The 23,410-nt window shown below is 64.8% G+C and carries 23 protein-coding genes; 17 read left to right on the top strand and 6 right to left on the bottom strand.

The features are described 5' to 3' along the window. Nucleotides 1–25 precede the first annotated feature (25 nt). Both Q7514_RS11115 and Q7514_RS11110 read left to right on the top strand, forming a co-directional pair. Complete coding sequence (locus tag Q7514_RS11115; RefSeq protein WP_330133307.1) at nt 26–892, top strand: fumarylacetoacetate hydrolase family protein; 867 nt, start codon at nt 26–28, stop codon at nt 890–892. Further along, a complete protein-coding gene (locus Q7514_RS11110) occupies nt 889–1,323 on the top strand; it encodes a nuclear transport factor 2 family protein (RefSeq protein WP_330133306.1) in 435 nt (144 codons plus the stop codon). The genes Q7514_RS11115 and Q7514_RS11110 overlap by 4 nt, the downstream gene beginning before the upstream one ends. A 16-nt stretch (nt 1,324–1,339) precedes the next feature. On the opposite strand, the gene Q7514_RS11105 is transcribed toward Q7514_RS11110, so the two are convergent. Both Q7514_RS11105 and Q7514_RS11100 read right to left on the bottom strand, forming a co-directional pair. Continuing rightward, on the bottom strand, nt 1,340–2,413 hold the full coding sequence (locus Q7514_RS11105) for a 2-oxo acid dehydrogenase subunit E2 (protein WP_330133305.1): 1,074 nt from the start codon (nt 2,411–2,413) through the stop codon (nt 1,340–1,342). A 17-nt stretch (nt 2,414–2,430) separates the two neighbouring features. Further along, on the bottom strand, nt 2,431–4,761 hold the full coding sequence (locus Q7514_RS11100) for a transketolase-like TK C-terminal-containing protein (RefSeq protein WP_330133304.1): 2,331 nt from the start codon (nt 4,759–4,761) through the stop codon (nt 2,431–2,433). Nucleotides 4,762–5,073: 312 nt separating this feature from the next. Here Q7514_RS11100 and Q7514_RS11095 point away from each other — a divergent pair, with 312 nt between their 5' ends. The 3 genes from Q7514_RS11095 to Q7514_RS11085 all read left to right on the top strand — a co-directional run bounded on the left by Q7514_RS11095 (nt 5,074) and on the right by Q7514_RS11085 (nt 9,236). Beyond that, on the top strand, nt 5,074–5,556 hold the full coding sequence (locus Q7514_RS11095; protein ID WP_330133303.1) for an Lrp/AsnC family transcriptional regulator: 483 nt from the start codon (nt 5,074–5,076) through the stop codon (nt 5,554–5,556). A gap of 264 nt (nt 5,557–5,820) precedes the next feature. Then, entirely contained in the window at nt 5,821–7,689 is a 1,869-nt protein-coding gene (locus Q7514_RS11090) for an acetolactate synthase large subunit (protein ID WP_330133302.1), read from the top strand. A 209-nt stretch (nt 7,690–7,898) separates the two neighbouring features. Then, complete coding sequence (locus Q7514_RS11085) at nt 7,899–9,236, top strand: MFS transporter (protein WP_330133301.1); 1,338 nt, start codon at nt 7,899–7,901, stop codon at nt 9,234–9,236. A 188-nt stretch (nt 9,237–9,424) separates the two neighbouring features. Here Q7514_RS11085 and Q7514_RS11080 read toward each other — a convergent pair whose 3' ends face one another. After that, nucleotides 9,425–10,306: a fumarylacetoacetate hydrolase family protein gene (locus tag Q7514_RS11080; RefSeq protein ID WP_330133300.1), complete on the bottom strand. Its 882-nt coding sequence runs from the start codon at nt 10,304–10,306 to the stop codon at nt 9,425–9,427. Nucleotides 10,307–10,539: 233 nt separating this feature from the next. Between Q7514_RS11080 and Q7514_RS11075 the strand changes: the two genes are divergently transcribed. From Q7514_RS11075 to Q7514_RS11035, 9 genes are all read left to right on the top strand, one after another. After that, nucleotides 10,540–11,562, top strand: coding sequence for an AraC family transcriptional regulator (locus tag Q7514_RS11075; RefSeq protein WP_330133299.1), 1,023 nt, complete (start codon nt 10,540–10,542; stop codon nt 11,560–11,562). Nucleotides 11,563–11,894: 332 nt separating this feature from the next. Continuing rightward, the gene (locus Q7514_RS11070; protein ID WP_330133298.1) at nt 11,895–12,467 is read left to right on the top strand and encodes a VOC family protein; all 573 of its coding nucleotides are present in this window, start codon (nt 11,895–11,897) and stop codon (nt 12,465–12,467) included. 34 nt (nt 12,468–12,501) lie between these two features. Beyond that, nucleotides 12,502–13,071, top strand: coding sequence for a flavin reductase family protein (locus tag Q7514_RS11065; protein ID WP_330133297.1), 570 nt, complete (start codon nt 12,502–12,504; stop codon nt 13,069–13,071). Between the two features lie 63 nt (nt 13,072–13,134). Then, nucleotides 13,135–14,334, top strand: coding sequence for an acyl-CoA dehydrogenase family protein (locus tag Q7514_RS11060; RefSeq protein WP_330133296.1), 1,200 nt, complete (start codon nt 13,135–13,137; stop codon nt 14,332–14,334). 66 nt (nt 14,335–14,400) lie between these two features. Further along, entirely contained in the window at nt 14,401–15,315 is a 915-nt protein-coding gene (locus tag Q7514_RS11055; RefSeq protein WP_330133295.1) for an alpha/beta hydrolase, read from the top strand. 30 nt (nt 15,316–15,345) lie between these two features. Next, on the top strand, nt 15,346–15,837 hold the full coding sequence (locus Q7514_RS11050) for a hypothetical protein (protein WP_330133294.1): 492 nt from the start codon (nt 15,346–15,348) through the stop codon (nt 15,835–15,837). A 17-nt stretch (nt 15,838–15,854) separates the two neighbouring features. Next, on the top strand, nt 15,855–16,247 hold the full coding sequence (locus tag Q7514_RS11045; RefSeq protein WP_330133293.1) for a nuclear transport factor 2 family protein: 393 nt from the start codon (nt 15,855–15,857) through the stop codon (nt 16,245–16,247). A gap of 47 nt (nt 16,248–16,294) precedes the next feature. Further along, the gene (locus tag Q7514_RS11040) at nt 16,295–16,876 is read left to right on the top strand and encodes a nuclear transport factor 2 family protein (RefSeq protein WP_330133292.1); all 582 of its coding nucleotides are present in this window, start codon (nt 16,295–16,297) and stop codon (nt 16,874–16,876) included. Continuing rightward, nucleotides 16,873–18,051 carry an amidohydrolase family protein gene (locus tag Q7514_RS11035; protein ID WP_330133291.1) on the top strand — a complete coding sequence of 393 codons (1,179 nt, stop codon included), beginning with the start codon at nt 16,873–16,875 and terminating at the stop codon, nt 18,049–18,051. The genes Q7514_RS11040 and Q7514_RS11035 overlap by 4 nt, the downstream gene beginning before the upstream one ends. On the opposite strand, the gene Q7514_RS11030 is transcribed toward Q7514_RS11035, so the two are convergent. Both Q7514_RS11030 and Q7514_RS11025 read right to left on the bottom strand, forming a co-directional pair. After that, entirely contained in the window at nt 18,036–18,665 is a 630-nt protein-coding gene (locus Q7514_RS11030) for an SRPBCC family protein (RefSeq protein WP_330133290.1), read from the bottom strand. The genes Q7514_RS11035 and Q7514_RS11030 overlap by 16 nt on opposite strands. Continuing rightward, nucleotides 18,662–19,030, bottom strand: coding sequence for an ArsR/SmtB family transcription factor (locus tag Q7514_RS11025; protein ID WP_330133289.1), 369 nt, complete (start codon nt 19,028–19,030; stop codon nt 18,662–18,664). The genes Q7514_RS11030 and Q7514_RS11025 overlap by 4 nt, the downstream gene beginning before the upstream one ends. Nucleotides 19,031–19,119: 89 nt before the next feature. Here Q7514_RS11025 and Q7514_RS11020 point away from each other — a divergent pair, with 89 nt between their 5' ends. From Q7514_RS11020 to Q7514_RS11010, 3 genes are read left to right on the top strand one after another with little or no spacing between them, the layout of a single operon-like run. Further along, nucleotides 19,120–20,961 carry an AMP-dependent synthetase/ligase gene (locus Q7514_RS11020; protein WP_330133288.1) on the top strand — a complete coding sequence of 614 codons (1,842 nt, stop codon included), beginning with the start codon at nt 19,120–19,122 and terminating at the stop codon, nt 20,959–20,961. A gap of 19 nt (nt 20,962–20,980) precedes the next feature. Further along, nucleotides 20,981–21,355 (top strand): DUF5313 family protein, encoded by a 375-nt coding sequence (locus Q7514_RS11015; protein ID WP_330133287.1) that lies wholly within the window; start codon nt 20,981–20,983, stop codon nt 21,353–21,355. A gap of 2 nt (nt 21,356–21,357) precedes the next feature. Continuing rightward, nucleotides 21,358–22,587 (top strand): Nramp family divalent metal transporter, encoded by a 1,230-nt coding sequence (locus Q7514_RS11010; RefSeq protein WP_330133286.1) that lies wholly within the window; start codon nt 21,358–21,360, stop codon nt 22,585–22,587. On the opposite strand, the gene Q7514_RS11005 is transcribed toward Q7514_RS11010, so the two are convergent. Further along, nucleotides 22,588–23,337: a FadR/GntR family transcriptional regulator gene (locus Q7514_RS11005; RefSeq protein WP_330133285.1), complete on the bottom strand. Its 750-nt coding sequence runs from the start codon at nt 23,335–23,337 to the stop codon at nt 22,588–22,590. Between the last annotated feature and the right edge of the window lie 73 nt (nt 23,338–23,410).

The raw sequence follows: 23,410 nt of genomic DNA, 5'->3' as shown, positions 1-23,410 counted from the left end.
AGATGCTTCCGAAAGGCAATCGACCATGCGGATCTACAACCTCTCCGGGCGCGCTGCCCTCGGCGTCGACGGCGGTGCCGTCGACATCGCAGACGCCAGCCACGGCCTCTTCTCTCCCAGCCCTCAACAGTTGTATACCCGGTGGGAAGAGTTCACCGCGTGGGCGTCAGGTTTCACAGGATCGCCAACGCTGACTATCGACGAGTCCGCTCTCGACAGCCCGGTTCCGTTGCCACCCCAGGTGTTCGCGATCGGTATGAACTACCGCGAGCACGCGGTCGAAGCCGGCCTTCCCATTCCTGAGATCCCGGTGGTGTTCACGAAGTTCCCTGCTTCGGTGACGGGCCCCTGCACCACGATCTCACTGCCCGAAGGGCAGGTCGACTTCGAATCAGAACTGGTTGTTGTCATCGGCAAGCGGGCCGAAAATGTGGCCACTGCAGATGCGTGGACCCACATTGCCGGTCTGACGATCGGCCAGGACCTCTCCGAGCGGATCACCCAGTGGGCAGGCTCGGCGCCTCAACAGTTCGGACTCGGCAAATCGTTCACCGGCTTCTCCCCGCTCGGCCCCGCGGTGGTGACTCCGGACGAGTTCACCGACCCGACCGACCTGGAGCTCGGCTGCACACTCAACGGTGTGTCGATGCAGAAATCTCGCACCAGCGACATGATCTTCTCGATCGCCGATGTGATCGCATACCTGTCGTCGATTGTGCCCCTGCTCCCCGGCGACGTGGTTTTCACCGGCACGCCCAGCGGTATCGGCGCCACCAGAGATCCGAAAGTCCTACTGCGCCCCGGCGACGAGTTGACCACGTACATAGAGGGTATCGGGACCATGGTTCACACGTTCTCCACCCGACCCGCACCGAACGGACATTCAGCGTGACCACCACAGCCAGCACAGGACACCGTCCAGCCCCACCACTCGACGCCTGGGCCGCCCAGCAAGTAGTCCTCGCGTTCACCGCAGCGCTCGATCGGCTCGACGCCGACGAGATGATCCAGCACTTTGCGGTATCCGGGGTATGGCGGCGCCCCGACGGTGACGTCGCAGGACACGACGGCATCAGGGAGTTCGTAGCCAACCTCGCAGCGGGTACCGTCATGCGACACGTGGTCACGAATACCCGGGTGGCCACCCTCCCCGACTGCCGGCTGCAGTCCGAGTCGTACTTCACCGTATACATCCAGCGACCCGGCACCGTCGCACCACACCTCACCCCATCAGCGATCGGGCGATACCTGGACACACTCGAACGTCGCGGACCCAAGTGGGTGATCGTGGAAAGAGTCGTCCAATTCGACTTGCCCGATTGAGAATTGGGATACTGAATCACCGAAGGTCCTCCGCTGAGAATCCCGCCTCCAGCCGCTGCCGGACGGATCCGAGGTACCTGGCAGCGTCAGCACCGTCGACGATGCGGTGGTCATAGGAGAGGGACAGGTAGGCCATCGCTCGCACCTCGATCTGGAGTGATCCGCCGACGCCACGGGAGGGAACGAGGCGCTCGACGACGGTCCCGATACCGAGGATGGCGGACTGGGGCTGGTTGATGATGGGGGTGTCGAACAGTGCGCCGCGGCTGCCGGTGTTGGTGATCGTGAATGTGCCCCCGGACAGATCGTCGGGCCGGATCGTCCCCGACCGCGCCTGGTCCGCGGAATCGCCGATGACACGGGCGAGTTCGGTGATGGTCAGTCCGTCGGCATGACGGATCACGGGCACCATCAGCCCCTTGTCACTGTCGACGGCCATACCCAGATGCACCGCTCCGTGGTAGGTGACCTCGGTGCAGTCGGTACTGAGCGACGAGTTGACCACCGGATGCTCAGCGAGCGCGCCGACGGCAGCGGCGACGAAGAACGGCAGAAACGAAAGCTTCGTACCGGTGCGGCTGAGAAACTCCTCCTTGTGTGCGGTGCGTAGTCTTGCGATCTCGGTGATGTCGACCTCAACCACCGTCGTCAGTTGCGCCGAGGTCTGCAGAGATTCGAGCATGCGGCGCGCAATGGTCTGGCGGATCCGGGGCAACTTCTCGACTCGGTCCCCAGCGTCTGTCGGCGCCGGCGCAGACACCGTCACGGTGGGCACCGCCGCTGTCACCGGGTCCGCGGGTGCGGGGGTCGGTACTTCTGGTGCGGACGGCTCGGGATCTGCAGAGCCGATCGATGCGAGCGCTGCACCGACCTCGACAACTTCGTCCTCGGCGGCAAGTAGTTCGACGAGAATACCGTTGGTCGGTGAGGGGATCTCGGTGTCGACCTTGTCGGTGGCAACCTCGAGCAACGCCTCACCTTCTTCGACGCTGTCGCCCACCGCTTTGAGCCATCGAGTGATGGTGGCCTCGGTGACGTTCTCGCCGAGGGACGGCAGCGTCACCGAGATGCCTTCTTGTGTCGTCGTCATGTCTTCGTCTTCCTTGGTCAGGCGATCAGATCGAGGCCGGCACGCACGACACTGTCCGTGTCGATCCCGTGATACTTGTACACATCCTCGAGCGAACCGACCTGCCCGAAACTGCTCACACCCAACGCGGCACCACGAACATTGTTGATACCCGTCAAGAACGCCAAAGTGTGCGGATGTCCATCGAGAACGGTCACCATCGGTGCCGCCCGATCAGCGGGGAACACCTGGTCGAGGATCCACGACGGACCATCGGCGAGTCCGCGACGGGCCTGCACCGCCTCGAACAGCTGTCCGGGACTGGTCACACACACCACCTCGGCCGCGATACCCTGATCGGCCAACCTATCTGCCGCAGCGAGGGTTTCGGTGATCACCGCACCCATACCGACCAACGTGACCGCCGGATTCTCGCACTGCCGCAACGTGTACGCCCCTGCCACCACCTGCCGGCGACGACGTTCCCGCGCCGCCGGATCCGACGGAACAGCAGCGAGAGACTGATCGACCGGACGGGTCGACAGGCGCAGATACGACGACGAACCGTCGGGCCGGCCGAGCCGGGAAATGCTGTCGAGCAGTGTCCACTCGACATCGATCGCGAACGCCGGTTCGTAGCTGATGCACCCGGGCTGCTCCAACCCGATCGACGGGGTCTTGATCGACTGGTGCGCACCACCTTCCGCGGCGAGGCTGACACCGGAAGGGGTACCGACCAGAATCGACTGGCCGCCCGCATAGATCCCGTACGACCACGGCTCGAGCGCGCGTTCGACGAACGGGTCGTACATCACCCCGATCGGGAACAGCGGCTGACCCCAGCGGCTCCAGGTGGCACCGAGCTCACCCATCAACCCGACCAGGTTGGTCTCGGCGATGCCGAGCTCCATGTGCTGCCCGGTCGGCTTCTCCCGCCAGTGCATGATCGTCTCGGCATCGTCGTCGAACCAGTTGCGGCGTTCGTTCGGCGACCACACGCCGACCTTGTTCAACCAGCCCGCCAGGTTGGTGGTGGACGAAACGTCGGGGCTGACGGTGATGACGCGTTTCGCCGCATCCGGTGCTTCACGGCTCAAATCCAGCAAGGCCCGCCCCAGCGCGGCCTGGGTGGTGGACGTCCCGGACGGGGTGCGTCCGATGTCGGACGGGACGGCCGGTGGTGTGCCGAGTTCTACCTTGTCGCGGGTCAGACGCTCGGCGGTGGCCCGGCAGAGACGTCCGGCTGCGCTGTCGATAGCGAACCGGGCCCACGGGTCGGAGGTGTCCATGCCGAGCCCTGCTGCGAGCTGGTCGTACTGCTCGACGGTCAGCAGCGACGAGTGGTTCTGCGGGTGGCCTTCGGTGGGCAGGCCGCGGCCCTTGACGGTGTAGGCGATGATCACCGTGGGGCGGGTGTCGTCGATCTGCGCATACGCTGCGCGCAACGCGTCGAGATCGTGTCCGCCGAGGTTGCGGATCGCCTGCAGCAGGGTGGCGTCGTCCAACTCGGCGATCAACGATGCAACCGCTGCGGAATCGGGGCCGTCACCGGGCAGCCGCGTGCGCACCTCGTCGGCGTCGCATCGCAGCATCCGCTGATACTCGGGGTTGGGCATGTCCAGGATCCGGGTGCGCAACGCTGCACCGCCCGGGCGGGTGAACAGTGATTCCAGCAGAGTCCCGAACTTGACGGTGATCACCTGCCACCCGGCGGCCGCGAACATGGCTTCGAGCCGGCCGGCGGCGATGTTCGGCACGACCCGGTCGAGGGATTGGCGGTTCAGATCGACGATCCACACGATCTCGCCGAGTTCGGCGACCGAGTGGTCGAGGACCGCTTCCCACACAGCGCCTTCGTCGAGTTCGGCGTCGCCGACGAGGGAGTACTGCCTGCCGGTGCCTGCGCCGCCGATGGCGGTGTCGACATAGCGGCGGGCGATGGCACCCCAGATCGGGGCGGTCGCGCCGATGCCGACCGACCCGGTCGAATAGTCCACCGGATCCGGGTCTTTCGACCGGGACGGGTAGGATTGCAGTCCGCCGAATTCACGCAGTGTCGTCAGGTACTTCGCGTCCAGCTCGCCGAGCAGGTAGTTGATGCCGTGCAGCACCGGGGACGCGTGGGGTTTGACCGACACGCGGTCCCCCGGCCGCAACTGCTCGAACCACAACGATGTCATGATCGACACCATCGATGCGCACGACGCCTGATGGCCTCCCACCTTGAGGCCAGTGGGGTTCGGTCGAATACGGTTGGCGTGGTGGATCATCGAGGTCGAGAGCCACAACACGCGCTGCTCGATCTCAGCCAGTGTGTCCGAGCTTCCACCGGACACCGGTGCGTGCAGATCAGCGGACGAGGTACTCATGGGTCACTTCCTGATATAGCCGAGTGGACTGGTCGAGAGAAGAGCACCGAACCGGTGTGGTGACACCGAAGTTCCGTGTGCCCGGCCTGCCCTTCGAATTGTTATCTAGGTCACGCCAGACCACAGTATGTCCGGCCCGTCGTAGCAGATAGCCGGTTTGCGAGATGCGCCGTCCAGTAGGCGAACTATGCGGAATCCCTGTGCAGATCTCTCATGAGAGTCGAGCACAGGCATACACTTCCGCAATACCGACCGCAGAATCTCAGCATTCTGCACGGCACCGCCGGCTCGCTCCCCTCGGAGGTAAACAGAATGCCCACCAAGCCCACAGTCGACTCGATAGACGCGAAGATTCTCGCCGCCCTGAGCGAGGAGCCCCGTGCCACCGTGATCGCCCTCGCCGACAGAACCGGTCTGTCCCGCAACACAGTGCAGGCCCGGCTCGGCAAGCTCGAAACGCAGGGTGTACTGCATTCATTCGAACGCCGTATCGATCCCGGCGCCCTCGGATATCCGCTGACGGCCTTCATCCTCACCAGTGTCACTCAGCGCAAGCTGTCGCAGATCGCGCAGGCGCTCGACGGAGTGCCGGAGATCATCGAGGTCCACGGACTCAGCGGCGTCACCGACCTCCTCATCCACGTCGTCGCCCACGACACCGACGACCTCTACCGCATCGCCGGCCGCATCCTCGACATCGACGGCGTCGAGCAAACCACCACCTCGCTCGTCATGCGAAAGCTGATCGACTTCCGTCTGACACCGCTGCTGGCCCCACTCATCGACCGACCATGATTGCATCCTTCTTGGGCAATGTGCTCACTACCCATGCAGGTCGACGCCCGGGCGCGGGCAGAATGCTGAAGCCGATAGCCGCCGATTGCCAGTGAAGCGGCGCGCGTGGTCCACTCCTCACGCGTGCTCGCCCACCACCGAGCAAAGCTTGTGTTGCGCACCATCCTCCGATCCCGAGGATGTCCGGCAGTCCCGCGAAGCCACAATCTGCTCCTTCGCCCGGCGGCGCCGTTCGACAGCCGAACCAGATTCAGAGGACATTCCGTGAGTGCACCGACTCGACTCCGTGACGATCAGCAAACCCACGACGACCAGCAGGCCCGACCCGAGGTCAGGCACCTGCCCGAGCAACTCACCGGAGCGCAGGCCGTCGTGCGCTCTCTCGAAGAACTCGGCGTCGACTGCGTGTTCGGCATCCCCGGCGGTGCAATCCTCCCGGTCTACGACCCACTCCTCGAATCGACACAAGTGCGACACGTGCTGGTCCGCCACGAACAGGGCGCCGGCCACGCCGCCACCGGCTATGCCCAGGCGACAGGCAAGGTCGGCGTCTGCATGGCCACCTCCGGACCCGGTGCCACCAACCTCGTGACGCCTCTCGCCGACGCACAGATGGACTCCGTCCCGATCGTCGCGATCACCGGACAGGTCGGACGCGGCCTGATCGGCACCGATGCCTTCCAAGAAGCCGACATCTGCGGCATCACGATGCCGATCACGAAACACAACTTCCTGGTCACCGACCCGGCCGATATTCCACGCACCATCGCCGAGGCATTCCACATCGCCTCCACCGGCCGGCCGGGCGCCGTGCTCGTCGATATCCCGAAGGACGTGTTGCAGGCGACCACACGGTTCCACTGGCCACCGGCCACCACGCTGCCCGGATACCGTCCCACCACGAAGCCGCACAGCAGGCCGATCCGCGCTGCCGCCGACCTGATCAACTCCGCCGAATCACCCGTCCTCTACGTCGGTGGCGGGGTGATCAAGGCCGGTGCTGCAGAGGAACTGCGTGAGCTCGCAGAGCTCACTGGAATCCCGGTGGTCACCACTCTGATGGCGCTCGGTGCGTTTCCCGACAGTCATCCGCTGCACTACGGCATGCCGGGCATGCACGGGGCCGTCGCAGCGGTGGCTGCGATGCAGCGCAGCGACCTGCTGATCACCCTCGGCGCGCGGTTCGACGACCGGGTCACCGGGCACGCCGACTCCTTCGCCCCGAATGCGAAGGTGATTCACGCCGACATCGACCCCGCCGAGATCGGCAAGAACCGGGACGTCGATGTTCCCATCGTCGGTGACTGCCGCGAGGTGATCCGCGACCTCACAGAGGCGCTGCGTGTCGAACGCGTGGCCCGACCCGCCCCGGATCTGAAGAAGTGGCGTGCGGTGCTGGACGACATGCGCAATACCTACCCGGTCAGTTACGACCGGCCCGCCGACGGCCTGCTGTCGCCGCAACAGGTCATCGAGAGGGTCGGAAGGGCCGCCGGCCCCGACGCGATCTACGCCTCCGGTGTCGGCCAGCACCAGATGTGGGCTGCCCATTTCATCGGCTTCGAGAAGCCTCGAACCTGGCTCAATTCCGGGGGTTTGGGAACGATGGGATATGCCGTTCCGGCCGCACTGGGCGCGAAGCTCGGTGCACCGGAGCGGGAAGTGTGGGCGATCGACGGCGACGGCTGTTTCCAGATGACCAATCAGGAACTCGCGACCGCGGCAGTCGAGGGTGTGCCGATCAAGGTGGCACTGATCAACAACGGAAACCTCGGAATGGTCAAGCAGCTGCAAGCAATCCATTACGAGGGGCGCTACTCGAATATCGACCTCTCCACGCACTCTCGTCGGATCCCGGACTTCGTCAAATTGGCCGACGCACTGGGTTGCGCGGCCCTGCGTTGCGAGCGTGAAGAGGACATCGACAGTGTCATCGCGCAGGCGCGGGAGATCAACGACCGGCCGGTGGTCATCGACTTCATCGTGAGCGACGATGCTCTCGTCTGGCCGATGATCGCTGCCGGCGCGAGCAACGATCAGATCATGGCGGCCAAGGATATTCGCCCCTTGTTCGACGACGAGGACGACGCCGAGCACCAGTGGTCGCAGACCGCGCACCGGACGAAGGGTTGATCGCACGTTGTTCGTGAAGTGGATGGACGGGGACGCATTGCGGATATTGCCGATGGTGGCGTGACTTCTACTGTGACACATGAGTGAGCTGCATTACATCAACATCTGATTGTTGCACCATTCACACGCCTGCGGCGACCCGTCTCGTGACGACCTGCACCAGGCATCCCTGTCGCTTCACCATTTCCCGTGCCCGGAAGGACCACTCGATGTCCATTCGCGATTCCATCGATGATGCGCCGATGAGCAGATACCAGGTCATGGTCGTGGGCATCTGCCTCGCGATCGTCCTGTCGGAAGGCTACGACCTGCTGCTGATGGCGTTCGCCGCCCCCGATGTTGCACAAGAATGGGGCCTGACAGGATCCCAGACCGGACTGCTTCTCAGTAGCGCCCTGGTCGGCATGGCCTTGGGCTCGGCGTTCATCGCGCCCCTGGCCGACCGAACAGGGCGACGCCCCCTGACACTGTGTTGCCTGCTACTGGTCACGGTGACCATGGCGCTCGCCGCACTCACCACCAACGCCGCTCAACTCGGCGCCTGCCGACTGCTGACCGGCATCGGCATTGGCGGGCTGGTGGCGAGCCTGCCTGTCCTGACCGCCGAATTCTCTCCCCGCCGACGCCGGGGAACCATGATCGCCCTGTACACCACCGGACTCCCCCTGGGCGGTGTGATCGGTGGTCTGGCCGCAGCACTGCTCACCTCCACCTTCAGCTGGCGCGCCAGCTTCGTCGCCGGCGCCATCCTGACTTTCCTGCTGCTCGTTCTGGTCTACGTACGTATGCCGGAGTCGATCGACTACCTGCTGGTACGCCGTCCAGCAGGTGCGCTGGAGAAGATCAATGCGACCTTGCCGAGGATGGGGCTGTCACCGATCGAGTCCCTGCCGGCCCCGGAACCGCAGGCCGAACAGGGTATGAAGGCTGCGATCTTCTCCGGGCGCAACGGTATTCGGTCGCTACTACTCGGGTCCGCCTTCTTCATCATGATGGCAGCGTTCTATTTCGCCGCGAGCTGGACTCCGAAGCTCCTTCAGGAGAGTGGAATGTCCGCCCAGCAGGGCATCAGCGGCGGAATGCTCCTCAATCTCGGTGGTGCGGCTGCCACCTTGACCTTCAGCGTTCTCGCAATCGTGGTGAGTAGCCGGATCCTGACCATCGCGGCGCTCATCGGCGCGAGTGTGTCGTTCCTTGCGATGAGCACGGCCCTGGGAAGTCTTGGCACCGCACTGATTGCGGCGGTCGCGGTCGGTGTCTTCGTCAATGCCAGCGCCACGGGACTCTATGCCCTCGCCCCGGATTGCTACCCGGCGTCCGTCCGCGCCACGGCCGTCGGCTGGGCGTCCGCGGTGGGCCGACTCGGTGCCATCATCTCGCCCATTCTGGCCGGCATCCTGATCGACCGGTCCTGGACACCGTCGTCGCTGTTCGTCCTCTTCGCCATCCCGCTTCTGATCGGCACACTCCTTGTCGCAGCGATCAAGATGCCTACTCAACAACGAGCACCTGTGATCACTGCGAGCCCCGAAGGAGCGCGGGCATGAGGGCGTGCACAATCAATTCTTCGGAACACCAACTCTGAGTGGTTGATTCGCCGGCCCGTCGCGCACAACGCGACGGGCCGGGGTGCATCAGGATATCCGAGGAAGGGCTCAGGCTGGTTCAGGCCGGGGTGAGCCACACCGAACTGTCGGCAGGAACGATGGATTCCAACAGCTTCAGCGACGACGAACTACGGAAACTCGGGAGCAGCGACGAAACTCTGGTGCAGTTCGCCGATTCCGCCGATCCAACTGGTCAGCCGCTCACCCGGCTGCAGGAACCGCGGCGGCTTCTGTCCCACCCCCACTCCGGCGGGAGTACCGGTGAAGATGACATCCCCGGGGTAGAGGGTGACCGTTTCGGACAGGGAGGCAATCACCGACGGCACGGCGAAGATCAGATCACTGGTACGGCTCTTCTGGACCTCCTCGCCGTCGATGGCGCAGCCCACCTCCAGGTCGTCGGGATCAGCGAACTCGTCGGGAGTGACCAACCACGGACCTTGCGGAGAAAAGCCGGGGAACGACTTCCCCAGACCGAACTGGGCCGCCGGGCCACGAAGCTGCGAGATCCGTTCGGAGATGTCCTGCCCCACCGTCAGACCTGCCACGTACGACCATGCGTCGGAAGCGGAGACGCGGTGGGCCTCGCGGCCGATCACGACGACGAGTTCCACCTCCCAGTCGACATTTCCACCGGCCGGGATGTTCACCTCACTGTCAGGCCCGGAGAAGCTGGAGACATACTTCGTGAACACCGGCGGCAGCGAGGTGGGTGAGTCGAACCCGGACTCGGCCGCATGATCGTGGTAGTTCAAGCCGATGGCGAATACCTGTCGTGGAGTCGGGGAGGGCGCCCCGAGCCGGCTCCGGTCGATGGCGACACCGTCCTCGGCAAGCGCGGACAGGTCCTCGCCGGCCACCCACGTAGTCAGCTCATCCCAAACTGGGTAGACGTCTGCGGGTGCGGGGCCGAACCTGCCCTGTGATGCGGCGGCCAGATCCACTACCCGCTCGGCTCCGGCCTCGCCGGTCACCAGAGCTGCGCGATTGTCGTAATTGGCGATACGCATGAAGTCCTCGATTCGTCATGGTGCGACCCATCGCTTCGGACGACTCGCAGGGTGAGGCGATACTGTATGACTCAGGTCACGGTCGCCTCGAACCTATGTGGAAACATGCCCGAGGGACTATCCGGTACGCGCACCGGAACGTCCGAACCGCGAAGCCTCACCACCCGGGGCAGTGGTCCCGATCACAAGCAGCTCCTATCATGGGCTGAGAAGATGAGGGAGCAAGGATCAGCATGGTCGATGTGCCGGCGTCAGCCTTCACCGCCGAGACTGCACGGTCTCGTCGTGGATTCTACTGTGCTACCGATGATTTCGATATCTATCGCGCCAGCATCAACGATGCCTTCTACCCGGCACGACTCGAGATCGTGGGCGGGGAGCAACAGCTGTCCGATGCACAGATGCTCGCGGTACGCCTGACCCACATGACCGTCGGCATCGTCCGATTCGGCGCCGATGTCCTCATCGACCCGGGCGCAGTGAGCGGCTATCACATCGACGTTCCGATCACCGGGTCGCTCGATACCAGCTGCGGCCCGCAGAGCGTGGTGGCGACCCCGAAGCGGGCGGCGGTATACACACCCGGCGAGCACACTTTCCTGTCGCGGTGGGCAGCCGACAACACCCAGGTCAGCATCAAGATCGACCGGGCCACACTCGAGCAGGAGCTCGGTCGGATTCTCGGGCGGCCGATCAACGGGCGGGTGCGATTCGACATCGGGTTCGACCTGACCACCCCCGCCGGACAACGGTGGGCGTCAACTCTGCAACTCCTGCTCGACACGATCGCCGACCCCGGGCCCGTGCCCGACCCGGCTCTCCTCGCCCAGGTCGGACATCTCGAACGCGCGCTGATCAGCGGGTTACTGGCCAATCAGGGTCACTCGATGAGCGAGGCGCTCTTCAACAGTGGCGACGACGCCGACAATCCGGCAGCGGTGCGCAAGGTCCTCGACCTCTTGGAGGCCGCCCCGGGCGCCCAGCACACGGTCAGCGATCTCGCCGAAGTCGCCGGTGTGGGAGTGCGCCAACTGCAGAAGCTGTTTCTCGATCGGTTCGAGATGAGCCCGTCGGAGTATGTCCGCAATATGCGCCTGGACGGGGTTCGGGCAGATCTGCTCGCACGCGACCCCGACTGCACAGTGAGCGAGGTCGCGTTCCGGTGGGGATTCAATCACCTCGGACGCTTCGCGCAGTACTACGAGCAGAAATTCGGTGAGACCCCGTCGCGAACACTCGGGATCCGCCAGAACTGACTGGGAACCGAGCTGCCGAGACCGAAGAATCGGCGCGACGAGCATCGCACTCGACGTGACCCGTCACATCGACGATGCTCCCCTCCCCGGTTCGCCTACTGGACGAACGGTCACGCAAACCGGATATTCACGCCTTCACGTTGCCTCTAACGTCGATCTCAACCGGAAGTGAGCCAGGTAACAAGGATCCGATCGGTCGCCCTGGATCACCTATCACCCTCCGGGTGACCGGCCTCGGAGGGTCCACACACGAATCCGTTGCCGGACAAGCTCACCGACGCACCGATGTACTCAGAGGTGTCTCTCGCACCTACCCGAAGGAGTGAACCGTCATGTCGGCAACCCCGAAGTTCGCACACGTTGTCTTCCAGACTGCACAGCCCAAGGAGATGACGGACTGGTACTGCGCCGTCCTCGATGGCCACGTCGTCTACCAGGACAAGGCGTTGTGCTTCATCACCTTCGACGAAGAACACCACCGCGTCGCTCTGCTGACCCCGCCCATGCCGCTCGAGCGCAAGAGCCCGACCACTGCGGCTGCGCATCATGTCGCGTACACCTTCGACCACCTCGACGACCTTCTCGCCCGCTACGAACTCCTCCGCGACAAAGGAGTACTGCCCGCGGTCTCCATCGCTCACGGGGTAACCACCTCGCTGTACTACCAGGATCCGGACGGCAACTTCGTCGAGATGCAGATCGACAACTTCGCGGAGCCCGAGAAGGCCACCGAGTACATGCACGGCCCCGAGTACGCGGGCGACTCCGTCGGACCCGCGTTCGACCCCGAAGCCATGTTGGTCGCCCGCCGTGCCGGCGCCTCCGTCGACGAGCTCACCGACCGCGCCTGGTCGCTCGAAGCCGATCTGCCGGACCCGATGACCGTCCTCGTCGGCGCTCACTGACCCGCCCACCAACCCACGACCGGGGAGGCCCATCATGACCACCACACCCGACGTCTCGTCCACCATCGAGTCCGGTATCGATCCTCAACGGTTCCGGGGTCTGATGGCCCAGGTCTGCGCACCGGTGACGATCGTGACCACCACCGATTGCGACGGCCCGCACGGGGCAACAGCGAGTTCGTTCGCGTCCCTGTCCATGGAACCGCCGCTGATCACCGTGGCGTTCGACCGCAAGTCGGCATTGCTCTCCCGGATCGTGACCACGGGCAGGTTCGGCGTCAACTTGCTCCACCACGGGCAAGAAGATCTCGCGATGCGCTTTGCGAGCCGCGGAGCCGGCGCAGAGCGGTTCAACGGAACGACCTGGCACAACGACACCGGGCTTCCCCGTCTCGACGACGCCGCAGGATGGGTGACCTGCGAGTTGTACAACACAGTCGAGGGCGGCGACCACCTGCTGCTGATCGGTCTGGTCACCAAGGCGTGCAATGTGGAACGGGCTCCTCTGGTCTATGCCAACCGCACCTTCGGCACCCATTCCCGGTTCGCCGAGCGCCCCCGCCGCCCGATCGTCGACCACATCACCGCGTGCGCCTCGGACTGACGATGCTGCTCGGTAAACCGATCCAATTCCGCCTTTCTGCAATGCGATTCGAAGGAACTCCCGATGACTACCGTCGCTGACACCACCACCGTCCCCACCGCCACCGAGATCGTGGAGCGCATCCGCGCGATCCAGCCGATTCTGGCGAAGAACTCCGCCCAGGGAGAAGCAGACCGCCGCGTCCCCGAGGAGTCGATCACCGCCCTCGAGGAAGCCGGTGTTTTCAAAATTGCTCAACCCCGCCGCTACGGAGGCTACGAAACCTCGATGCGCACCATGCTCGACGTATCGTCGGCGGTCGCCGAGGCCGACGGTGGAACGTCCTGGGTGGTCACCCTCTGCAACGTCTGCGCCTGGATGACCGGCCTCTTCCCCGAAAAAGCCCAGGACGACGTCTGGGCAGACACGCCGGATGCGAAGGTCTCCGGTGTGTTCGCCCCGACCGCGGAAGCCGTGAAGGTCGACGGCGGCTTCAAGGTGACAGGCCGCTGGTACTACAACTCCGGCTCATGGCACGCGAACTGGGCGGTCCTGGGGATCCCGATCACCGATGAGAAGGGTGAGGTCGTCGACCAGGGAATTGCCCTGATCCCCCGCACCGACCTGGGCCTGGAGGAGACCTGGTTCGTTGCCGGCATGCGCTCGTCCGGATCGAACTGCCTGATCGCCGACGACGTGTTCGTCCCCGAACACCGCATCATCTCGGCGCCGGCCGTCTTCGGAGGCAATTACGGCACCGAGCTCACCGACGAGGTGCTGTACCGGTCTCCCTTCGTCCCCGTCGTGTGCCTGGTGCTGGCCGGTCCGCAGCTCGGACTGGGCCGCAAGGCACTCGAGCTGGTCACGGCCAAGGCGGATTCGAAGACCATCGCGTACACCTTCTTCAATTCCCAGTCCGAGTCGGTGGCTTTCCAGATGCAGATCGCCGAGGCTGCGATGCTCATCGACACCGCCCACCTGCACGCCTATCGGGCCGCCGACGATATCGACAATGCCGCCGCCGCGGGCGTGGTCCCCGATACCATTTCCCGCGCCCGAGTCCGCGCCGACACCGGCTGGGTGCTCGAGCACATCAACAAGGCCATCAACATACTGATCTCGGCACACGGTGCGGGTAGTTTCGCGGAGAACAACCCGCTGCAGCGCATCTGGCGCGACTCCAACGTGGCTGCACGCCACGCGGTTACCATGCCCGCTGTGGACTACGAGGTCTACGGTAAGGCCCTCCTCGGTCGCGACGACCAGATCACCCCTCTCGTCTGATCGTTCAACAGGGCGAGGCGACGGTGCATACTCGCCCGTCCGCCTCGCCCCGAATGGAGATACCCGATGCGCACCCTCAGCACCGTGGTCGACGACCACGTCCTTGCAGGACACCTGTATCCCGCAGATCACCTGAACCCCCGAGCTCCTCTGCTCGTTGCCCTTCACGGTGGTCTCTACACCGGGCGGTATTTCGACGTCCCGGGCTCGTCCGCAGGATCTTTCGCAGAAATCGCCAATCGCAACGGATTCGATCTGATCACCATCGATCGCCCTGGATATGGTGACAGCACCCTGCTCGGCGAGGAAGAGAACACATTCGCTCGGCAGGCCGAGCTCCTCGACGGAGCCATCGCAGACCTGCTGTCGTCGCGTGACGACTCCACCGGTGTCGTATTGGTGGGTCACTCCATCGGTGGGATGATCGGCCTCGAGATCGCCTCGCGTCGCCCTGGCTGGAACCTCCTCGGAATCTCGGCCACCGGAATGGGAGCCCGCATCCCCACCCACGGCGCCGCCGAAGAACTCGGCGCACTGCCGTTGAGCGGAGTCGTGGACGTACCCGTACCCGAGCGGGAAAAGCTGTGGTACGGACCGGAAGGCAGCTACACCGCGGCAGCGGTCGAGGCAGCGCGACACTCCTATGCCCCGGCTCCCATGGTGGAACTCGCCGCCGCACCGGCGTGGGCTGCCGCCCGGCTCGCCGCCGTCGCCGCCGCAGTCGATGTCCCGGTGCACCATGCACTCGCCGAATTCGACTCCCTCTGGGACTCTTCCACCGATGCTCGCGAACTCTTCCTGTCGAGTTTCTCCGACGACATCCGGATCGAGTCCGAGATCGTTCCCGGCGTGGGGCATTGCCTCGACCACCATCTCACCGGAGCTGCCCTGCACCTGCGACAGCTTGCTTTCGCACTCGACTGTGCGTCGATCTCCCACCCGATCGACTCACACCGCCGGATCTCCACTCCTGCGCTCTGATCCGTCCACCGAATCGAAGGTATGAACTCCATGTCCGACAACACCACTCATTCCGATTGCCTGATGTGCATCCAAGAGGAGTCCGGGCAGGACTCGATCGCCTTCCGCGACGATCTCTGGGCCGGGGAGATCGTCTCCGGCATGGAAGTGCCGGGGTGGTTCGTGCTCAGGACGCGCCGGCATGCCGAACGCATCACCGGTCTCGATGACCGTGAACTGGTTACCCTCGGCCGCCGGGCCCGCGATCTCACCGCCGCCGTCACGGATGTCACCGGGGCACCCGCTACCTATCTGATGGTTTTCGGTGAGAACCACAAGCACTTCCACGCGCTCATCGCCGCCCGCGGAGACGACGTTCCCGCGGACCGGCGCAGCGGGAAAATTCTCCAGCTTGTCACCGAGCGGGCGGACCCTGCGGCCGCTGCAGAGCTGGTCCCCGCTGTGAGGGAGGCGTACGCCCGCCATGCCTCGGTGAACCCATCCAGCGACGGTGCCCGGTCGACACTCACAGACTCCCGCTGAAACACACCCTCGAAAGGGTGATCATCTTGGCAACGATGCAGCAATCGGATGTTCTCGAAGTGGAGAACGCCCGGCTCATGGCGATGACCGAGGGTGATCTGGATACCTTGGATGTGCTCATCGCAGATTCCGCGCTCTACATTCACTCGTCGGGCGAGATCGACACCAAACACGAATACCTGAGGAAGCTTGCGACCGGCCGATTCCGTTATGCAGCAGTCACTGCGGAGAACCAGCACACCACCGACCTGGGAGCGGCAGCCGCGCTCACCTACCGAATGCGGGCGCGCGTCATCTTCCCTGCCGGCCCGCACCTCATCCATGCCCAGGTCACCGCGATCTGGCGGCGATACGACGACGGCATCCGCCTCGAATTGCTCCAGTCCACCCCGATTCCCGCCGAAGCATGAGTCGACACCTCCGGCCGACCTCCTACGGCACGAAAGCAAGGAAGCACATGGACTCCTCTCTCGCCGATCGCCGAGCGATCGACGACCTCATGACCGGATGGATGCGTAGCGACCTCGCCCAGTGGGAGGCGATGCGAGAGCTCTTCCACCCGGACGGCGTCATTGAAATTACTTGGTTTCGAGGGCTGTTCACCGACTTCGTCGATGCGTCCGCTCGCATGGGCGATTCCGCCCTGAAGACCAAGCACGTGATCACCACCCCGGTCGTGACATTCCATGGGGACCGCGCGGTCGCCGAGACCAACGCGATCGTGGTCGCCGAGAACGGAGAACTGAAACTGGGCTGCCAGAGCCACAACCGCTTCTACGACCGCATCGAAAAGCGCGACGGTGTCTGGAAGATAGTCGACCGGCGCAGCATCTACGATATGGGCTCGTTCACCTTTCCCTGCGGGATAGTCGACATCGACTCCGACACCGCTGCCAAATACCCGCCCGAATACGCCGCCTTGGCCTATCTACTCGACAAGAGCGGCTTCCCCGTCACCGGCACGTTCGCCACCAAGGGCAGCGCCCTCGAAGCCGAGCTCAAGGTATCCGGCCGACGCTGGTTGGAGGACGCCCGATGACCTCCCTCACCCGCGTCACCGGTGTTCGTGTCTTCGACGGTGAACAGCTGCTCCCCGACCGCATGGATGTCACCTTCGGCACCGGCGGCATTCTCGCAGTCGACCCGGCCGGGTCTGCCGTCGGAGGTGAACCGACCACCGATATCGACGGTGGCGGCGCAACCCTGCTGCCCGGGTTGATCGACGCTCATATTCACCTCCACGGTCGAGACACTCTGCAGCAACTCGCGGCGTTCGGCGTGACCACCGGCCTCGACATGGCGACCTGGCCGGTCGACAAAGTCGCGGCGCTGCGCGACATCGCCGGACGCGACGGTCTCGCCGACCTGCGTAGTCCCGGACTCCCCGCAATCGGTCCTGCCGGCCACCATGCTCATTTCGTTCCCGCTGAAGCGGTGGTCACCAGCGCCACCGAAGCAGCACGTTTCGTCGACGCTCGCATCGCCGAAGCCGTCGATTACATCAAGATCGTCGCCGAGGCGCCGGGCGACGGCGGGCCCGATCTTCCCGCTCTGACTGCCCTCGTCGATGCTGCACACGAACACACGAAGAAGGTCTTCGCACACACCGCGACACCCGGCGCATTCGCGATGGCACTCGATGCCGGGGCCGACATTCTGACCCACATCCCGCTGGGTCCGCCTCTGGACGCCGCCACGGTATCTCGCATGGCCGACAACAATACGATCGCGATACCCACGCTGACATTGATGGACGGGATCGCCTCCGCACGCGGCGTCGCACACGCCTTCGCCGGATCGCGGGAGAGTGTGGCTGCTCTCCACAGCGCCGGAGTGAACGTGCTGGCAGGAACCGACGCCAACGCCGAACCCGGCGCTCCCGCCCAGGTCGCGCATGGGACGAGTATGCATCGCGAACTCGAAATGCTCGTCGCCGCCGGCCTGACTCCCACCGAGGCGTTGCGTGCCGCGACCGGCCGTATCGCCGACCTGCTCGACCTGCCGGACCGCGGCCGAATCCGTCCCGGGCTCCGTTCGGACCTGCTCCTCGTCGGCGGTGACCCCACCACCGCCATTACCGCCACTCGCGACATCCGCGCCGTCTTCATCGCCGGAACACCTGTCCACCGAGCCCTCGGCGACGCCGCGCACCGTTCGGATTCATCGACGCCTTCAGCGGAACCCTCGAGTAGGGTCGTTCAGGTGCCGGAGTAGAAAGCGATGGTGCGATCGGCCCGTGCGCGTGCCGCATCCGGGTCGGTTCCCGCGGCCACATCCGCGTCATACCAGCCGTTTCCCGATTCCCGGACGTAACCGAGCCCTTCGGGCGAGAGCGACCATTTCTCGAACTCGGAAGGATCGACCGCAGCGCCCGTATCGATGTGCAAGCCGAGACCGAGAAGTGCCTGGTCCCACCCGATGCCGACGGCTCCCGGACCGTACGTCTCCCAGTGGTCGCCTTCGGGGTGGGCGATGTGCGCGAGTTCGAAGCGCGCGTACCCGCCCGGTTCGGGGATGACGGCGACCTCGATCCAGCTCTTGCCCCCGCCGAACTCCCAGGTCGCCGAGAAGGATTTCGGCGGGGCGCACGTGAGGATCTCCCCGCCGGCGTTGCCTTCGAGCTGGTACCGGCCGCCGACACGCAACTCGCCGCTGACCGGCAGGAACCAGCGCGGAATCCGCTCAGGGTTGGTGCAGGCATCCCAGAGGTCGTCGGCGTCGGTGGGGTAACTCTGCGACACCGTCACGACAGCGGCGTCCTTGCCGTCGACGACGCGATGCCCGATCGTGCGCCGCAGAGTCTCGGCCCTGGTCTTCACGTCCTTCATGATGTTCTCCTTTGTTCGTCGGCAGAGTTGTCGGTATGGATGCGGCGTGCGCGTTTGCCTCGTGCGATCTCGGTGCCGAGCGCATCGAGCGCTGGGGTGGGACGTGGCCGCAGCCGGGCGAGCCAGTCCTCGAGTTCGGTCAAGGCCCCGGTATCCAATTCGTACAGGCGCCGGTTGCCGTCGCGATGCACTACCGCGAAATGATTGTCCCGCAATACTTTCAAGTGTTGCGAGACGGCCGGCTGAGAGATCCCGAACTCACCGCCGATCACGTCGCCCACATCTCCGGCCGACCGCGAGCCCTCGGAGAGCATTTCGAGTATCCGGCGGCGGACCGGATCCGACAGAACCTCGAACCCGTGCACCACCCCACTATATAAGCTCTACCTTAAATAGTCGAGTGGGGTGGCCGGAACAGCGCGTGACCGGAGTTCTCCCCTTCTAGACTGGGACAATGACCACAATGCGCGCGTCCGAGGAAAAAGTCGATCACGCCAAGATCGAGAAGCGGGCGCCGTCGGTCGCTCGCCTGTTCATCGATCGCGTCACTGCGACACCGGATGATGAAGCCTTCCGCTACCCCGACGGTAAGGACGGGTGGACGAGTATCACGTGGGAACAGACCGGAGAGAAGGTCCGACTGCTCGCGGCCGGTTTGCTGTCGCTGGGCGTCGACCTCGAGGATCGTGTCGCGCTGGCGTCGTCGACCCGTTTCGAGTGGGTACTCGCCGATCTCGCGGTGATGTGTGCCGGCGGCGCCACCACCACGGTGTATCCCACCACCAACGCACCGGATGTCGCGTTCATCGTGTCCAACTCCGGAAGTCATGTGGTGATCGCCGAGGACTCGACGCAGGTCGAGAAGCTCACGGCGCATCGTGGGGAGCTACCGGATGTTGCCAAGGTGGTCGTGATCGACGGACCGGGCGACGGCGACTGGGTGATCGGATTCGACGACCTCGCGGAACTCGGCCGGGCACGTCTCGCCGAGGACTCGAACTCGGTGATCGACAGAATCCACAGCATCGAGCCCGCCCACCTTGCAACAGTCATCTACACCTCGGGCACCACTGGGAAGCCGAAGGGCGTCCGGCTGCCGCATTCGGCGTGGACGTACGAGGCCGCGGCAGTCGACTCCGTGGGCCTGCTCGGGCGCGACGACCTGCAGTATCTCTGGCTTCCCCTGTCGCACGTATTCGGCAAGGTGTTGCTCACCCTGCCGCTGCAGATCGGTTTCTCCACCACCGTCGACGGGCGGGTCGACAAGATCGTCGAAAATCTCGCCGTCGTGCGACCGACCTTCATGGGTGCCGCGCCCCGAATCTTCGAGAAAGCACACGCACGCGTCGAAGGGATGATGGCGGAAGAAGGCGGCATCAAGAAGGTGCTCTTCGACTGGGCGATGGGCGTGGGCACCAACGTGTCGAAGGCGCGCCAGGACGGTCGTTCACCGGGCCTGCTCGACTCGGCCCAGCACAAGGTTGCCGACAAGCTGGTGCTCTCGACCATCCGGGAACGATTCGGCGGTCGGCTCCGCTTCTTCATCTCCGGCTCGGCGGCACTGAACCCCGACGTGGCCCAGTGGTTCGACGCCGTCGGCATCCCCGTACTCGAGGGCTACGGACTGACGGAGACGTCGGCGGCGTCCTGCGTCAACCGCCCCCAGGCCAACCGGCTCGGCACAGTGGGCTGGCCTCTGCCCGGCACCGAAGTGAAGATCGCCGAAGACGGCGAAGTGCTCATCAAGGGTCCCGGCGTGATGACCGGCTACCACGACCGTCCCGACGCCACCGCCGAAGCGCTCGAGGCCGATGGCTGGTTCCACACGGGCGACATCGGGAGCCTCGACGACGACGGCTACCTGAAGATCACCGACCGGAAGAAAGACATGTTCAAGACGTCGCAGGGCAAGTACGTCGCGCCGTCCGCGATCGCCGCGACCTTCAAAGGCATCTCGCCATACGCTGCGGAGATCATCGTTCACGGCGAGGGCAAGCCGTACTGCGTCGCACTGGTGGCATTGGACGCCGAAGCGGTCACCGAGTGGGCAGCCAAGAACGGCCTCGACGGGCAGTCGTTCTCCGACATCACACAGCACGACAAGACCCGCGAGCTGATCTCGAAGGACATCGATCAGCTGAACCTGCAACTCAACCGGTGGGAACAGGTCAAGAAGTTCACGATCATCGAGCGTGAACTCTCCATCGAAGAGGGCGATCTCACGCCGAGCATGAAGCTGCGCAGGAAAGTGGTGGTGGATACATTCTCGGACAGCCTGACGCGGCTCTACGAGTAGAAGCACTATCCTCGACAATATGAGTAGCGCGCGACCTAATTTGCCTGGGCGGATCGGTTACATGTTCGGCCGTACGCTGCCCGTGGAGCTGCGCGAGTGGGTCCGGGCGGATATCCTCGGGCCCGGAGGAACCCGGCGATATCTGCTGCGGTGGAACCTGCCGCTCATCCCGTTCCTGCTGCTGTTCCTGCTGATACCGGGCCCGGTGTGGATCCCTCTCTCGATGATGCTGCTTCTCCTGATTCCGTGGATCTACTTCTCGGTGGCACTCATGCCGATCTGGCAGCGACACCGCCTGCAGCAGCACGGCTTCGACCCCGGGCTGCTCGGCGCGAAAGCGCGCGCCCGTGCCGATCGTGAGCGTGCCGACTACGAGCGCAGATTCGGCCGCTGAGTTTGCCGCGCACCGCTGCGGCGACGCCGCGCCTGGCCACACTGCTCGGCCCGGCGTTCGTCGCAGCCGTCGCGTACGTCGACCCCGGCAACGTCGCCGCGAACCTCACAGCGGGGGCGCGCTACGGCTATCTGCTGCTGTGGGTACTGGTCGCTGCGAATGCTATGGCCATCCTCGTCCAGTATCTATCGGCCAAACTGGGGGTCGTCACAGGTCGTTCCCTCCCCGAACTGCTCGGCGAGCGGCTTCGCACCCCGTCGCGTCGCGCGTTCTGGATGCAGGCCGAGGTCATGGCTGTCGCCACGGACGTCGCCGAGGTCATCGGTGGCGCGATCGCACTCCACCTGCTGTTCGGACTTCCACTGTTCGTCGGCGGTCTCATCACCGGAGTCGTGTCGATGGTGATCCTGTCTGTGCACAGCCGCCGCGGCCAGCGCACGTTCGAATTCGTCGTGGTGAGCCTGCTCGCGATCATCACAGTCGGGTTCCTGTGCGGTCTGCTGTTCACCGGCATCGCCCCCGGCGACGCCGCCGCCGGGTTGGTTCCCCGTTTCCAGGGCACCGACACCGTGCTGCTCGCGGCATCGATGCTGGGCGCCACGGTGATGCCGCATGCGATCTACCTGCATTCGGCTCTGTCGCGCGGACGGCACGGCAAGGTCGAACCCGGGCCGAGGCTCGACCGCGTCATGCGCGCAACCCGGTGGGACGTGGCCGGTGGCCTGTTCGTCGCGGGCAGTGTCAACATCGGCATGCTGCTGCTCGCCGCATCCGCCCTCCGCGACACGCCCGGCACCGACACCATCGAAGGCGCGCACGCCGCGATTTCCGATGCACTCGGCCCGGCCGTCGCGATGGTGTTCGCGATCGGGTTGCTCGCGTCGGGACTGGCGTCGACCGCGGTGGGTTCGGCGGCCGGCGCGGAGATCATGGCAGGCCTGCTGCACATTCGGGTCCGGCCGTTCATCCGACGCGTGGTCGTGATGATCCCCGCCCTGATCCTGCTCGCCGTCGGAGTGGACCCGACGTTCGCGCTCGTGCTCAGTCAGGTGGTGCTGAGCATGTGCATCCCGTTCGCGGTGATCCCGCTCGTCCGAATGACAGCTGATGCCCGAGTGATGGGAGACCGTCGCAACGCCCCGATCGTGACCGCCGCAGCATGGCTCACGGCCGGGTTGATCATCGTGCTCAACGTCGCGCTGGTGTGGCTGACCGTCACCGGCGCCGCTTGATCAGGACAGCACCTCGATGAGGGTGGTCTCCGAATCACCGGTCATGTAACGCTCGACGCTGTCGAGGTGGCGCCGCCAGAACGCTTCCGCCGCACCCGGTTCACCCGCCCGCAGCAGGTCGACGAGCTTGTGGTTGGCACGCAGCGCGACGGCAACCCCGGGGCTGTCCTGCTCCGTCCGGGTCGAAAGGTACAGCGCGTTGTGGGCGTCCATGATGTCGAGCAGCATGCTCGCGAGGGTCGACATCGTCTGATTACCGCCGAGCTCCATGATCGTGCGGTTCACGTCGCTGACGTACTTGACGAACGCATGCGGATCATCGACCAGGTCCCCGCCGCGTTCGACGACCTCGGCGAGCCTGTCGATGCGGTCGTCGGGATTCACGGCGATCAGCCCGACTGCCGCGACCTCGAGCTCGGTGCGGGCTCGGTACACATCGGCGAGTGGAACACCTCGGTACTGCAGGAGCAGACCCGTGTAGCGCGCAGCAGTGGACCCGTCGGGCGCCTGCACGCGGGCACCGCCGCGCGCACCGCGGAGCACAGTGATGATCCCTTCGGACTCGAGGATGCGGAAAGCTTCGCGCAGCGTCGGCCGCGACACTCCGAATCGCTCCATGAGCGCGGCCTCGTTGGGCAACGGCTCACCTGCCTGGAGTTCACCCGTGATGATCTGCCGACGCAGGCTCGCAGCGATCAGTTCTCCGGCTTTCGGCACGCGAACAACCGTCGAGCGGGCGTCGAGAGGCATGGCACCGTCCTGTATCCGTCATGGTCGAAACCGGCCCGTAAGGATACAAGAATCTACCCAATTGCACCCGAGG

The organism is Rhodococcus artemisiae, assembly GCF_036327795.1.
Taxonomy (GTDB): Bacteria; Actinomycetota; Actinomycetes; order Mycobacteriales; family Mycobacteriaceae; genus Rhodococcus; species Rhodococcus artemisiae.
Note: the sequence above shows the minus strand (reverse complement) of the source record. Positions and strands in the feature narration are given on the sequence as shown.